This is a genomic window from Pedobacter sp. MR22-3 (assembly GCF_026240075.1).
Classification (GTDB): Bacteria; Bacteroidota; Bacteroidia; order Sphingobacteriales; family Sphingobacteriaceae; genus Pedobacter.
Window position 1 is genome coordinate 188,725 of the sequence record NZ_JAPIVF010000003.1, and the last position, 15,800, is coordinate 204,524.

Below are 15,800 nucleotides of genomic sequence, written 5' to 3' on the forward strand. Positions count from 1 at the left end.
ATACTGATAGCTGTGTATTGTAGGTTGGAATAAATTTACAGCTGAAAGATGATTTAATTTTATGGAAATCCGTAAATAGCATCATTAGGTATGCAAGGCGCAAATGAAGTATCTGCTACAGGAAATAAGGGTTCTGCCTCTTCAAAACCTGCTGAGTTGGGTAGAAATTTTATCAGGATACATAACTTCCACCGGGTGGAAAAACTGCTTCCGGTCTGATGCGTATTTTTTTCTAAACAACTCATTCACATCATAAAGGATATAGATATTGATGCCTTTCAAATGCGAATTTTCCATTTTTAATTGTTTGTAAAGGGAAACGTGGCGGGCCATTTTCACCACAAGCTCCTGCCGGTCACGGCTTAAGTAGAGGATGGTGCCGGATGGCAGACTGCCCGGCGACTCCAGCATAAAACTATTATTGGCAGAAATTACGCGTGGACTTAAAAATTTTGAATAATACTTTAATGCACCTGCTATCGCATAATTGTTTGTAAGTATGGCATTGGGTTTTTGACTCAGACTTTTAAGCGATGCGCTGTCAATTTCACCGGAAAGTGTTTGCCAACCAGACATATCTGCAAAAAATTGCGGAATCGATCCGCTTGTGCCATCTTCCCAAACCATTGGTCTGGAAAAGTTGGTATAGGTTACCATTTTTTTAATGTAATTTCGGCATACATCCACCGGCAAAACCGGAATAACCAGTGGCAGGCTCAGTAAGCCAAAAAGATAAAGAGAAGCTACAAATATGTATTTTGGAAATATCCGCATTCGGAAAAGCATTTCCCAGCAGCAACCTCCGGCAGCAAAAAGAATGGGGAACATACCCAAACCATAATATAATTTTCCTTTTAGCAAAGCCAGTGAAATTACAAGAATGATGAAAGTGACTGGCCAGGTGAGATTAAGTTTATCTCTGGTTTGTTTCATGAGCAGGAAGCAAAAACCAGCTGTCCATACGGCAACACCGGCACCATGAAAGAAAAAAAGCTGGAAAAGATAGTCGGAAATATCAATTGAAAATGCTTTGCTTCCTACAATATTCAAATATCCGAAAATGGGAAAACCATATGCCCATTGCCAGATCAGGTTGGGGATGATGAGGAGGAAAAAAAGAAGAAAGGAACCTGCTACGCTATGCCAATTGATTTTTATATGGCGTTTGCCAGTTATAAACCAGCCCAATATCATGGCTGCCAGGTACATGGCAATGGTATATTTGTTTAACATCCCCAATCCTAAGGCGAGGGCTGTCAGATACAGGAAGATTGGTTTTTGTGTTTGCTGAAACCTTAATGCCGAAAAGGCCAGAAGTGCCCAGAAAAATTCATCAAACACAACTGGTTGTAAAAGATATGAAGTGGCTAAAAATGCAGGTGAACAAATGATGGCAGAGCAGGCAATGGTAATGCCCAGTTTTCTGCCACCCAGATGGTGCGCCATTAAACCGGTAAGCATCACGGTTAATGCACTGAACAGGCAGGGGATGATTCTCCATGCCATCACAGCAGTACCAAATAGGGTAGAAGATACTTTTGCCATCCAGGTTACAAAAGGCGAAATGTCTAAAAATCCCCAGGCAAAGTGCTCACTGAGCGAGATGTAATAAAGCTCATCCGCATGAAGGCCATAGTTGGAAATACCAGTTAAGTGAATACAGAATTTCAGCAAACCAAAAAAGGCGATAAGTAACCAGCCGCTACGGTCTAATCTTAATTCAGAATTCCACGTTTTAATTGTTGCTGTTTTTTCTGCCAGATCTGTTTTTTCAAACTTTGCTGTCAAACCAGGGTTCTTGCTTAAAATATCCATTATCAGCACTCAACAATTATAACTGAGGTGGTTGTGTATAACAAAAGGGTAGGTATATTTTTGTATTGAAGCATGCTGAAAATTTGGATGGTCCGGCTTTGTAATGAAAGGTTAATAAAACCCTTCATCTGAATAACAGCAATTGCCCCGGATTGATTTGTAAATTAAATATTTTATGTTCATTTCAGCCATATGGCCTGTTTATGCAGTAAATGATTAGTGATTGCTTGTGATAACAATCACTAACCATGTATTTTAGGTTGGCTGAACCAATGGGATTTCAAACCAAAATTCAGACCCGGTATTGATATCACTGTTTACACCTATTTTGCCATGGTGCCGTTCTATAATCTGTGCTGAAATGTAAAGCCCGAGGCCAAGTCCGGAGAAATGGTTAGACGATTCATCCACCCTGAAAAAGCGGTCGAAAATTAATTCGGCCTTATCTTTCGGAATGCCAATACCCTGGTCTTTAACAGCCAGTCTGAGGGTTTTGCCATTTGATTTTGCCGAAATTCTGATCTCTTTTCCTTCAGGCGAATATTTTAATGCATTGGAAAGGAAATTGGAAATCACCTGTTCTATCCTGTTTTTATCAGCAGAAATGGGTACGTCATCTACATCTTTTATGATTTTCTGTTTGCCCAGATTTCCCTGCACGCCATCAACTGCCTCCGCAATAATCTCTTCCACATTAAAGTTAGAAATGGTAAAAGTGAGTTTTCCTGCCTGGATTTTAGTTACATCCAGTAAATCATCAACTAACCGGGTCAGTTTCCCGATTTGGCGGTTAGCCTTGCTTACAAACTCCAACGTATGACCAAATTTTTCTTCCCTGGCCATTTTCATGGCAAATTGAAGATAGCCTTTAATGCTGGTAATTGGTGTTTTTAATTCATGGCTGGCAATGCTCATAAATTCATCTTTCTTATTCATCAGTGCCCTGGTGGCACGCTGAGCGATCATTAAATCAGTTACTTCAAAACCAAAGAAAGAAATTCCATCAATCAGGCCATCTGCAGAAAATACAGGATTCAGGATCAGGTCGAACCAGCTGTCTGTTATTTGTCCTGTTTCCTTATCCTTTAGCTGGAGTAAATAGGAATTGGCCAGAAAAGTTTTACCCGTTTTCATTACCTGCTGTTCCATGGCTTTAAGTTCCGGATTGGCGAATAAAGAATCGGCTCTCATGGTTTCACCAACATAATGATCGCCACCATCAAATTTCGCAAAAGACTCATTTACAAATTCGAACAAGAGGTTGCTGCCCCTGCGGATACTGATCAATGCCGGCGCCTTCTTGAAAATGCTGTAAAATTCATCCTGCTGTTTTCTGATGAGGTGCTGAAGTTCATTCCGCCTCTTTTCATTGTGTTTCTGCTTGCTGATGTCGATGATATAGGTTACCGCATCACTCCTGTTTTCATCATCCAGGATGGCAGAACCTATCAGTACATCTAGCTTTTTACCGCTTTTAGTGTAATATTGTTTTTCAAATGGGGGACAAAAACCCTTTGATTTTAACAATTCGGCAGAAATATTACTGATGGGCATAAACTCATCCGGAGTAAGTTTTCTCCAGTTGATATTGCCTTGTTCAAAATCTTCAGGTGTATACCCCAGCATTTCTAAAAAGCTTCGGTTGGCTGTTTCAATTTTACCGGAATCAACATTGGAGAACATCATTCCGATTACATTGGAATCAAATATTTTTCTGAATTTACGCTCCGTTGAACTGAGTTTTGTTTCAGTATCTGCCAGCACCGAAATGTCGAGTATGGAGCCTACCATGCGGTAAGGTACCTGGTTTTCGTCGAGCAGAATACTTCCCCTGTCTAAAATGGTCGCAAAGCTGCCATCGGCCTTTTTTAAACGGTATTGGGAAGTCCATTGCTCACTGCCCTGGTTAATGGCATCGTAAACGCTTTTTTTAACCCTCTGCCTGTCGTCAGGATGGACGATTTCAAAATAGAAAGAAATGTTCTGGTTATCAGGTATATTCTCATAACCAAACATGGTAGTGAAATTCTGGCTCCGCCACATGGTATTATCGGCCAGATTCCAATCCCAGATGGTATCGTTGGTGGCCTGTGCAACCAGGTTAAACCGGGTTTCGCTTTCTGATAAGCGCATGGTTCGCTCCTGTACCTTTTGCTCCAGTGCTGCATTTAAATGCTTCAGGTTTTCGCGGGTACCAAGCAATTCATTATAGTTTTTTTTCAGTTTTTCTTCTGCAACTTTTTGTTTGGTAATATCGGTTACGGTTGCTGCAAAGCCATCAGACATTTTAACCGCCACCAATTCAATCCAAAGGTGATCATTTAACCTGAATTGGATCTGGAAGGTATTTCCTTTTTCAACCACTTCAATATATTTCTCCATGAGGTTGCTGCCCGAGAGTTCAGGCAAGCCGTCTGTGAGTTTGGATTTATCCAGCGATTCATGGGGCTTTTTCAGGATGCGGAGTGCGGCTTCATTAAAAGAAATGCATTCAAAATCGGTGATAAAATGTTGTTTATTCCTGACCGCTTTGAAAGCCAGAACGCCGTTTAAGCTGGCATTAAATACCCCGCTGATGATGTTGTTTAATTCCGTTAATTTAGAAATATCTACAAAGGTAATCACCACACCATCGGTTTTCCTGTCTTTCCTGATGTAAGGCATAATGCGCATCAAACAGCTCTGCCCGTTGCGGATTTGCACTTCCTTTTCAATAATGTGCCCGTTATTTAATACCTGCTGTATATCGGCGTTGAGGTTTTGTGCCTTAATATTATTGGAAATGTGTTCTATAGACCGGCCAATATCTGCTTCAATGAGGTTGACCATACTAATGGCTGCACCATTGAACTTTCTGATAAACATGCCGGCGTCTACAAAAATCTGCCCGATATCCGTACTTCTGAAATAGTTGTCAAGGTCGTCATTCAAATCTACCAGATCTTTTATTTTAAGCTGGTGTTCGGTATTTAGCGTGTGCAGCTCTTCATTCAGTGATTGTAGCTCCTCATTACTGGATTGCAGTTCTTCATTGGCAGAAAGCAACTCTTCATTGGTAGACTGGAGTTCCTCATTGGTGGTTTCCATTTCTTCTACCGCCAGCTGAAGATTGCTCCTGGTTTCATTCAGTTCGGCCTCAAGCTCAAAAATATATTCATTCTGATTGCCATCATGGATCTCAAACATGCCCATATCATCCTTTTCCTGGATGGTTTCTACGGTGCTTTCCCCAAAAATAATCAGCGTGAAACCTATTCCGCTGTCCTGCTCGGGAGGCTGCACCGAAATGTTTAAATAAGTTGCCTGATCTTTTGTATTAAAATAAACTCTTTTTAAATGTGTAGCCTCCTGGTTTTTCCAGGCTTTGCGAAGTGCCGAATTCAGCATAATAGATACCGCTTTGGGTACCATTTTCAGCACGTTTAATTCTATTTTTTCTTCGGGCAGGGAAAGATATTTCCGGTAATCTCCAATGGCATCCTGCATGATATAGGATTTATCGACATATATACCGGCATAACCCAGGTCTTTTGTTAAGAAGTTACTAAAACTCTTCTCAATTGGACTTATTACAAAATCTGCAGCAACTGTTTTCTTTTTATCTTTTACCAGCTGAGACCTGGCACCCGTATTATAAGTATTATAACTGGCATAATTGATGCTTCCTGTTTTTTCGTAAATTTTCCATTTGCCTGGTATTTCAGTAAAACCATCTTTTAAGGATGAAGCGGTTTCACTTGAACCTAAAAACAAATAGCCCCCTTTTACCAGCGAAAAGTGGAATACGGAGAGTATTTTTTCCTGAAGCACATTATTCATATAAATCAGCATGTTCCGGCAGGTTACCATATCATTTTTGATAAATGGCGGCGATTTTATGACATCATGTTTGGCAAAAACCACCATTTTCCGTATGGCGGGGAGTACATTATAAAAAACGCCATCCTGAACAAAATACTTTTTAAAATACGGTTTGGGAATTTCCTTTTTTATACTTTCAGGATATTGGTTTTTAGCGGCAATTTCTATGCTCTTTTCGTCAATATCAGTCGCGAAAATTTTAATGTCTATTTTTTTTCCTGATTTTTCTACATATTCATTGGCCAGGATGGCTACGGAATAGGCTTCCTGACCGGTACTGCAGGCACAAACCCAGATTTTAATGTTATCGCCATTTTGCTTGCTGCTAACCACCTGCTCCAACTGTTCGCCAAAGGCTTCAAAAGCTTTATCATCCCTGAAAAATTTGGTGACACCAATCAGGAAATCCTGTGCCAGGATGCCGGGTTCACGTTTATTTGTTTTTAAAAATTCAACATAATCATCCAGGGATTTAATGCCGTTTTCATTCATTCTTCGCCCAATTCTACGGATGATGGTTGGGGTTTTGTACAAATTGAAATCATTGCCGCTTTGAAGATGAACAATTTTAAAAACCTCTTCCAGTAGCGGCTCATTTATTTTGCCGTTCTCCAGCACTTTTACCGGTTCTTCATTCACATAAATAAACAACTCATGGCTCATTTCAGGAGGAGGGAGGATAAAATCAGCATTTCCTGAAGCAATGGCACTATTGGGCATGCCATCAAATTTGGCTGTAGCCGGATCCTGAACGATGACCATGCCGCCATTTTCTTTGATGGCCTGAATACCTTTGGTGCCATCAGTACCTGTACCGGAAAGAATAATGGCAATGGCTTTTTCTTTTTTATCTTTTGCCAGGGTATAAAGAAAGTGGTCAATCGCGGTATTTGGTGCTTTTACAAGTGATTTTTCTGCCAGTCTTAAACGGCCATGACTCATCGTCATCAGCTTATTGTTCGGGATAATGTAAACACAATCCTGCTGGATAGTCATATCATTGGCCGCCTCAAACACTTTCATGTGTGTATGTTTGCCCACCAGTTCTACCAGCAGGCTCTTGTAATCGGATGATAAATGCTGGATCACCACGAAAGAAAAGCTTGCATTGGCAGGCATATGATCAAAAAACTCATGAATGGCTTCCAGTCCACCGGCCGATGCACCTATGGCAACAATGTATTTATCGTATCTTTTTATACCTTCTTTTGTTTTCTTGTCAGTCATTGTACACTAATTGTATAGTGATGTGGTACTAAATTCAAAAAGGAAGTTCCTTAATGATTCTGCCGTCTCCATTTCCTGTTCCGACCATGCTTCAGATTGTCCGTGAACGGTTTCCAGCCAAAGCTTAAATGAGTTTCTGGGATGGTAACTTTTGCCGTCTTTTTCAAAATTGATGGCCTGATTGGGATCACCGCCCCACTTAATTTGCTTCACTACTTCAGGCCTGAAACAAACTATAAAATCACCCAGACCCGGATTGATCGGGATAACAAGCATTCCGCTGGCCACATCTGCATAATCATCTGCATCTTCAAACACATCACTCAGGTTATTGGTATGGAATACATTTACGAGAGATTTGCTCTTGATCCATAATATGATGTTATCCAGCACCTCATTTTCAGGTACCGTTCCGCCACTGGATACTATTCCGTCAGCATGAACTAAAAATCCTGTAGCGTTAAACAAAGAGCGCAGGTTTTGGTTTTGATCTTCCGTTATTCCGTTAAGGATATTTCCTTTTGAATAGATATTTTCTATAATTAAGGCTTTTTTCTGAAGCAGTGCGGCAGAACGGCTTAACGATTCCTGTATAATAACAGCGGAAATGCGATGAGAAATTTCCATGCTTAACCATTCAAATATAGACCTGTTTTCCACGGTCAGGTATTTAGGCGTTTCGTGGTGGCAGGAAATAAGTCCCCAGAGTTTCCCCTCCGCCATCACACGGATAGACATGGAAGCCGTTACACCCATATTTTTCATGTATTCCAGGTGCACGCCTGCAATACTGCGGAGGTTACAGTCTGATAAATCTAAAAATCCGTTAAATATGGGGTTGATTACCGGATATAAGCGGTATGACTGATAAAGTCTGTTTGGAATTAACCGGTAAGGATTTTGGATATAAAGTGCACGGGCCTGTTTTGGTACATCAGATGCAGGAAAGGTTTGTCCGAGGTAACTTTCGAGCTTTCCGGTAATTTCTTCGGCAATAACGGTACCATTCCATTGCTCATCAAAACTGTACATCCGGATGCCATCGAAGCCGGAGATGCGCCTGATTTCGCGGATGCTGGCCTCACAGATTTCTATAACGCTGCTGGTTTTCTCAATGGTAGAGATAAAAGAGCGAACCTCCTGAAAAACATCCGTAAAACTTCTTTCTGTAGTATCTGCCTCTTTTTCTATCTCCAGGATAATAAAATCCTTTTTTACATGTGCCAGTATATTCACCGGCACAGTACCAGAAGGGAAATTTAAAGTAAAGTTAAAGGGCAGGCGGCTACGTTCACCTTTGCTGATCTCCGTTTTGAGGTAGATAAGGTCTTCCGCATGAAGGAATGTAGCGATGTTGGTGCCGATGAGCGCCTGGATTGTATTTTCGAAAATTTGATCGATGTTTTCACTGCCTTGTATGATTTCGAGGTTTTCCTGCGCTAATACCAGTAAATAGCCATAATCCTGTATGGAATTGGTTTGGTGTATGGCCAGGTTTCCACAAAATTGTGCGTCGTAATTTTTATTTTCAGGCATTTGCTATCAGGGGTTATGTATCTTTTTCCTATTGAACTGATATCATGTTGTTTTGTATGTATCAGTTATTTTATTCCAATCACGTTTCAATATTAACATTGAAGCCAGTAAAAATATTGAAATATCTCGGTTATGACGAACGGGAGTATATATAAGTGGTGAACATTTACTGAATTTAACTTAAATAACGAATTGAAGGGCTTGATCAGTATTCCTTCATACCCGATCTATCCTTTTTTAACTGTGCAGTGTTGCTTTATATAGAAATGATTTAACGACTGAAATAACCAGGGATGGCAGATTAAATCATATGGCGAAAAGATTGTTAGACGCCGGTAGCAGAAATATATTCTACTATTTTTTTCAAAATACGTCAAATTTGGATGGCAAGTTATATATTTGCCGCTCAAAGTTCCCATAGTTCAATGGATAGAATTGTGGTTTCCGGTACCACCGATGGGGGTTCGAATCCCTCTGGGAACACTTGGTTGGAGTCAGTTATCTAGGTATAACTGACTCCATTTTTTTTAGCCTCTAATTTTTGGAACTGGGTAATAGCGAAAGACCGTTCATTTAACCACATGGTTGTAGTTATAAAAAGCATTAAGCGACTCCAACACGCGGAGCCGCCCTAAGCATTATTCTTCCTTTTTGTGTTTCATTAATACCGGGATCAGCAATTTTATCTCTGCAAGGAGTGCTGCTGCTCCCTTTTGAAGTGAGATATGATCTGCCACATCAACCTTTTGTAATTCCCTGCTTATCCCGGCTAAATTCTCAAGTCCGGCAGAGGTAGACATGCCGTACAACTTATGTGATATTGAAAGTACCATCTCGGCATCTTCAGGTAATATATTTTTATCCAGCTGTTGTTGCGCCTGATGAAGCTGATTAAGTGTGATCCCAATGATTTTTTGCAATTTAACGGCATCTTCACTAAAGTAGGATGCCAGTTTTTTAATATTAAAATGAACCAGATCCTGATCGGTTTCATTTTCGGTTGCATCACGTTCAGGCGTTTCGGGCTGAACCAGCCACTTGCTTAATATGGCCTCAATATTTTCCTCCAGGACGGGTTTAGTCATAAAATCATCCATATCGGCAGCAACGCTTTTTTCTCTTTCTCCTTTTACATTGGCAGCGGTTAAAGCAATTATTGGCGTTCTTTTACCTTTTTCTAGTGATCTGATTTTTTTTGTACATGCATAACCGTTCATTTCCGGCATTTGTATGTCCATAAAAACAAGGCTAAATGGCATTTTTTCGAATTCTTTGATACCTACCAGGCCATTTTCCGCTTCCACAATTATACTTTGCGGATAAAGTTTTTCAATATAAGAGCGTGTGAGGAATCTGTTTACTTCATTGTCTTCAACAATCAAAAAACTGTATTCATGGTTTTTATGCGATACTATTGGTGCTGAAATTTCCAGATTTCTCGGTACTGGTTCCTTTGTTTTGAGTCTCACCAAAGCATGATAAAGCTTATCTATTTTTATTGGCTTTAGTAACCTGTTTTCAATTTCAAGTTCGTTGCAGGCTTTGATAATTGTACCGTCATCTGAAGAGCTGTGGAGCAGAATTACAGGAAGCTTTTCATCTCCATGTGTAAAATTATCCCTGATTTTCTTTGTGGTTTCTATCCCATCCATATATTGCATGTGATAATCCATCAAAATTGCATCGTAGTTTCTGCCTTCGGCCAGAAATTGTAGTGCTTCGAAGCCATTTCTTGCATGATCAGACTTGATGTTTTTCAACAGCAGCATATCTGTTAAGATGTTCCTGTTGTTGTCGTTATCATCTACGATGAGCACATTAGTGACGTTTTCCAGACCAAGCCATTCCACCGGATCGCCCTCTTCCGACTTCAGATTTAAGTCGAAGTAAAAAATACTGCCTTGTCCGGGAGAACTTTCCAGATAGAGGCGGCTATCCATCATCTTTAATAATTTATTTGAAATTGTTAGTCCTAAGCCGGTGCCACCATATTTTTTTGTGGTGGAAGAATCTTCCTGTGAAAATGCATTAAAAATTTTTGCCTGCGTTCCCTTTGCGATTCCGATACCGGTATCACGAACGCTAAACCGAAGTAAGTGATGGTTTTGACTTTCGCTCAGGGATTCTATCTTAAGTTCAATTTCTCCTTTGGCCGTAAATTTTGCTGCATTCCCCAATAAATTAATCAGTACCTGTTTTAATCGAAGTGCGTCAGTCCAGATGAATCTTGGAAGATTTGGCTGAACATTCAACAGCATTTCTAATTTCTTAGTTTGAATCTGGTAGTTGGTGATATCGCTCGCTTGTCCTGCAATTTCATAAAGATCACACCTTTCAATATCAAGCTCAAATTTTCCGGCCTCAATTTTTGAGAAATCTAAAATATCATTGATAATGCTCAACAGTGCATTGGCAGATTGATTGACAATCTTTAAGTATTGCTTTTGGGTATGATTCAACTGGGTTTTTAATACCAGATCTGTGAAACCAATCACGCCATTTAATGGCGTTCTGATTTCGTGACTCATATTGGCGAGAAATTCAGACTTTGCCATGTTAGCCAGGTCGGCGCGTAATCGCGCTACAGTTAACTCTTGCCGGTGGTGAACACTTGCTGAAATGTTGTGTGTAAAGATCATCATGCCACCAATAGAGTTGTCTGCTTTAAACCAGGGTCTCATTTCCCAGGAAATATGATTTGGTGTATTGGTTTTGACGTCAACATATACATCTTCCTCTTTTTTAACAACCCTACCATTGAGCACCTCTTGATGCACAGCCTTGCGTTCATCGGATAAATTAGGGAAAACATCATAATACGATAATCCCTTGATATTTCCCTCAATCTGGGTGTAGTCTTTTAACCAGGTTTTGCTTGTCATCAGAAAACGCATATCTGCATCAATCATGGCTACAGATGCGGGTGCATTTTCAATGAAAGCCAGTAATAATGCTTTTTCTGTTGCCAGTTCTTTTTCTGTGGCTTCTTTCTGCGTAATATCAATCGAAATACCTAAATAACCTATGATATTGCCGTTGCTATCTTTTATAGAAGTGATGGATAATGATACCCTTAGCCGTTTGCCTGATTTGGTAATAAAAGTAAATGTTCTTTCTTTCTGAAGATGATCTGCACACTGTTTATAAAAGCCAAATCCTGAAACTTCGAAATCTAATGAAGAACTGAAATCGGTACAAAGTTCTTCTATTTCTTTCGGGTCATGAAAGATGACTGGTGTTTGCTTTCCTATTATTTCTTCGGCAGTATAGCCTAATAATTGTACTGAACCTTCGTTAAACACGGTGATGGTACCCTCTAAATCTGTAGCGATTATACTTACACCGGTAGCTGCTGAAAGGACATCATCCAGCAGTTTTTTAGAAGCGGTTACTTCCAGCTGTGCACGCTTCTGATCATCAATATTTTGAAAGGTGCCATACAAACGAATTGGTTCTTCCTTTACAATATGTACATTGCCTTTTGTGCGTACCCAGATTTCCTTACCATTAAAGTCGATAATCTGAAGTTCCAGGTCCCAGTCTTTACCTGTAAGCAAGCATTCCTGTACCGTTTGCATGATTTTTTCTCTGCTTTCTCCACTTTTGTAGAATTGAATTGCGTTTTCTTTAGTAGGAATAAACCCATCTGGTACGGAATGGATTTCACGTGTGATACTGGACCAGTAAAGCTGATGATCAACTAAGTTAAGTTCCCAGCCACCAATTTTTGACAGGGCACTGGTTTCCTCCAGTAAATTTTTCGTATGAAGAAGATCTTTTTCTAATTTCTTTTGGTCAGTTATATCTACAGCATTTCCAATAATATAGGGTTCACCATTAAGGTCACCTTCCAGTATGTTTGAATATAACCACAACCGTTCTTCACCCGATTTGCGTTTAATAACCATATAGCCCTTAGAAAAGCCATTTGATAAGATATCTGCAAGATATTGATGTAGATCATCGTGCTGTTCTATCGGAACGATGTCAAAAAGCGTTTTATCAATAAGCTCCGCCCTGGAATAGCCTAATGTTCTGGCGCCAATAGGATTAATGGAAATTAATTTACCATGGATATCATGCGTACACATTAGTCCTTGTGAACTTTCAAAAAATGCCTTTAACTTTTGCTCACTAACTTTTAACGCCTGGTTTTTTTCTATTTCAGCTGTAACATCCCTTCCAATTGCAAATATATTTTTATCTGTTTTTTCAGCAGTAGCACTCCATTCAATTATCCGGTGACCACCTGTCTTTATTGCTATCTGATGTGTATTTTGCTCATCTGCCTGGCCCTTTTTAATGTTAGACCAAAATGCCTTTGCCTTATCTTGATCTTCTTCCGGAACAATATCAAAAATAGTTTTGAATTGCAGCTCTTCTTCACTCCATCCCAGGCATTCATTGAAGCATGGGTTGGCCATCTTAAAAGTCCAATCCTGAGCCAAAATGCAGATCAGATCTTCAGAGTTATTGATCAGGTGACTGAAGTTTTTGTATTCCTGCTTTTTCCGACGGTCTACAATAACGGTGATGGCTTCCTCTGCGAGAAGTGAAAGCTGTTTTTGCTGTGATAGCGATATCTTATTTGGTTTTGTACTGATTACACAAAATGAGCCGAGTGTAAATCCATTAGGATCAATAAGTGGAAAACCGGCATAGAAACGTACTTTAATTCCCTCCTGTACCATTGGATGCGTACACCAGTGCGCATCTTCCAGTGTATCTTCTACAATGAAAGGCTTATCAGATAGTAAGGCGCATTCACACATGGTAAATCCTCTGGGCTCCTCCTCTACAGAAAGCCCTTTAGCTGATTTATACCATACCCTGTTTTTATCAATAAAGGAAATTAATGAAATTTCGCAATCGGCGATCAAAGAGGCAATTTCTGTGAGCCTATCAAAATCACGCTCTTTATCGGAGTCTATGATATCGTAACTATACAGTGCACGCAGGCGGGCTAATTCTTTTTCTTGCATTTCAATTTGTTTTGCATAGTGGTAATCACTATAAGCCGGTTTACTTAAGCCATTTTCTATATCTGCATGCAGCTGTTATCAGGCTACCTGCAAATATTAATATATTCTAATACTGTTTGATTTTTGCGCTATCGGAAGAAAATAGTTGGTTAGTTTGTTTTGGTTTTGAAGATATGGTTTTATGAGCAGTTCTGAAATAAATTCTTCTGAATAAGAAACTCTAAATAATGGTATTCTATTGCTGATCAGCTTATATTTAAACACTCTCTTTCTGGAAAATGGCAGGTATTGTTCTTAAAATCAGTTTAATATCGTTTTTAAAACTTTGATTTTTTGCATAGGTATTATCCAGCATCAATCGTTCTTCTTCACTCATTTTTCCTTTACCACGTTTCTCAACCTGCCATAAACCGGTTAATCCAGCTGGTGCGGCAAATCTCAGAACAGACTTATCGGTCGTTAGTTTTTCTGCTTCATAAATGGGTAATGGCCGGTTACCAACAATGCTCATGTCGCCTTTTATAACATTCCACAGCTGCGGCAATTCATCAATGCTCGTATTTCTGATGAAATTACCCACCCTGGTAATTCTTGGATCGTTGGTAATCTTAAAAAAAGCAGATCCGTTTTTCATTGAATTAACGTAAGCATCATCTTTTTCACACCATTTTGCCCCATCTGCATAAATAGGATATTGGCATTTACCTGTTTGCATACAAGTATCACAAAGCACCTGATTTTCCTGCGTAAGCTTTTCTTCCTTCTTTTCGTCAATATTGTATTGGTTGAGGTGCATCAGGTCTTTAACTTTCTGATCAGCGTTGATGTACATTGATCTGAATTTATAAAATCTGAAGATCTTAAATCCTGTTCCTGTGCGTAAAGAATAATAAAATACAGGCCCTTTAGATTCCAGACGTATGGAAATCGCAACCAAAATGAATAGGGGAAACAGCATAATCAGTGCCATGCCGGCAAAAAAAACATCAAATATGCGTTTGGCCAATCCGGTATGATATACCGGCCTGCTGTGAGCAGGCAGTTCTTTAATTAACGAAGCCCCATTCCGGATGAAGAAAAGTACACGTTTTTCCAAACGGTCTTTTTGCAAAGGAAGTCTGAAAACATCAGAGATACCTGCGGTAAGTGCTAATATCCTCAGATTTGAATTAAAATACCTTACAACTAAAAAGAAAGGCACGGCTGGCATCTTCCTGTTTTTAATTGTTTCCATCAGCGAAAGGCCTCCGCTGGATAATATTTCGCTATGAGAAATAATTGCCACTATAGGCAGCTTTTTAGCTTCCCATTCTTGAACAAGCACCATTCCATTCTCAAAATGCACCAGCTGTATACCATTGAAGTCACAACTTTCAAGAAAAGAATGTAAAAAATCATCAACGAAGCCAACAAAGGCTATGATCTGCGCATGCGTATTGGCTCTATCAGTAGTTTCCATTAGATCACACTTTTTCCGGCCCGTCTTAACACCATCTTAATTCTAGCTTCCAATTCTGCAGGGTTAAAAGGTTTCACCACGAAATCATCGGCACCGGCATCAAGACATTTAATACGTTTATCGGAGCTTTCTTCACCTGATAAAATCATGATAGGAAGTGAACTGAAAAAATCGCTCACTTTAAGTTGCTCTATTAATTCGAGCCCATTCATGTTTGGTGTATTCAGATCTGAAATAATCAGGTCAGGAATGTTCCCGCTTTGTAAAAAAGCTAACGCACCCAAGCCATCTGGTCTGATATCTATGCGATAATTTACATTCAAAATCTCATCAAGTATGGCTTGCATGAATTCATCATCCTCAACTAGGAGTATGTGTATTTTGGGATTGTTAGTTTTACTCATTTGGAAAGACGTATGATAGAGCTTATTACAGGTATTACCAGGGATAGTTTAGTGAAAAATAGCAATTAACATTAAGTAATCACCAAACTGACTTTAATTTTCATTGCCCGGATCATTAAATAAGTAATGTATATAAATACATTTATCATCCGGAAAATCATATTAAATCTTTACTGGTAACACACAATAATAAGAAAAAATTAATCGTTGCTATCTGTTTTACTCCTTTAGGGTGTAGATATTTTAATTGTTTTTATTATCATGACAAATCTACATACATAGCCTACAATTACAAAACTTATAGTGGTATACTGACCACATTTTCTACAAAATATTTAAACCCGGTATTTTTGTACAGACATAAAAGCATCGTCTTTTAGAGATTCTTAATATTGGCCTAAAGTTAAAAAACAGTTTCAAGCATATAAAACTCAGAATGGACAAAATGGTTATTGATCTTAGTTTTAATAAACAGTTTAAATTGCAGGGGCAGCATTATCTCACGATTCCGGTCAC

At 39.3% G+C, this 15,800-nt stretch carries 6 protein-coding genes and 1 tRNA gene; 1 reads left to right on the plus strand and 6 read right to left on the minus strand.

Annotated elements, in window-relative coordinates; translation table 11 throughout:
• Window positions 1-141: 141 nt before the first annotated feature.
• The 3 genes from OQ267_RS07815 to OQ267_RS07825 form a co-directional block, all read right to left on the minus strand.
• Window positions 142-1,815: an ArnT family glycosyltransferase gene (locus OQ267_RS07815; protein WP_265835463.1), complete on the minus strand. Its 1,674-nt coding sequence runs from the start codon at window positions 1,813-1,815 to the stop codon at window positions 142-144.
• Window positions 1,816-2,070: 255 nt separating this feature from the next.
• The gene (locus OQ267_RS07820; protein ID WP_265835464.1) at window positions 2,071-6,903 is read right to left on the minus strand and encodes a chemotaxis protein CheB; all 4,833 of its coding nucleotides are present in this window, start codon (window positions 6,901-6,903) and stop codon (window positions 2,071-2,073) included.
• A 6-nt stretch (window positions 6,904-6,909) separates the two neighbouring features.
• Window positions 6,910-8,439, minus strand: coding sequence for a GAF domain-containing protein (locus OQ267_RS07825; protein WP_265835465.1), 1,530 nt, complete (start codon window positions 8,437-8,439; stop codon window positions 6,910-6,912).
• Between the two features lie 411 nt (window positions 8,440-8,850).
• On the opposite strand from OQ267_RS07825, the gene OQ267_RS07830 reads away from it, so the two are divergent.
• Window positions 8,851-8,922 (plus strand) — tRNA-Arg (locus OQ267_RS07830).
• A gap of 155 nt (window positions 8,923-9,077) precedes the next feature.
• Here OQ267_RS07830 and OQ267_RS07835 read toward each other — a convergent pair.
• The 3 genes from OQ267_RS07835 to OQ267_RS07845 all read right to left on the minus strand — a co-directional run bounded on the left by OQ267_RS07835 (window position 9,078) and on the right by OQ267_RS07845 (window position 15,284).
• Window positions 9,078-13,421, minus strand: a complete 4,344-nt coding sequence (locus tag OQ267_RS07835; protein ID WP_265817112.1) for a PAS domain S-box protein — start codon at window positions 13,419-13,421, stop codon at window positions 9,078-9,080.
• 256 nt (window positions 13,422-13,677) lie between these two features.
• On the minus strand, window positions 13,678-14,880 hold the full coding sequence (locus OQ267_RS07840) for a sugar transferase (protein ID WP_322974818.1): 1,203 nt from the start codon (window positions 14,878-14,880) through the stop codon (window positions 13,678-13,680).
• A complete protein-coding gene (locus OQ267_RS07845) occupies window positions 14,880-15,284 on the minus strand; it encodes a response regulator transcription factor (RefSeq protein ID WP_088300842.1) in 405 nt (134 codons plus the stop codon). The genes OQ267_RS07840 and OQ267_RS07845 overlap by 1 nt, the downstream gene beginning before the upstream one ends.
• Window positions 15,285-15,800 lie beyond the last annotated feature (516 nt).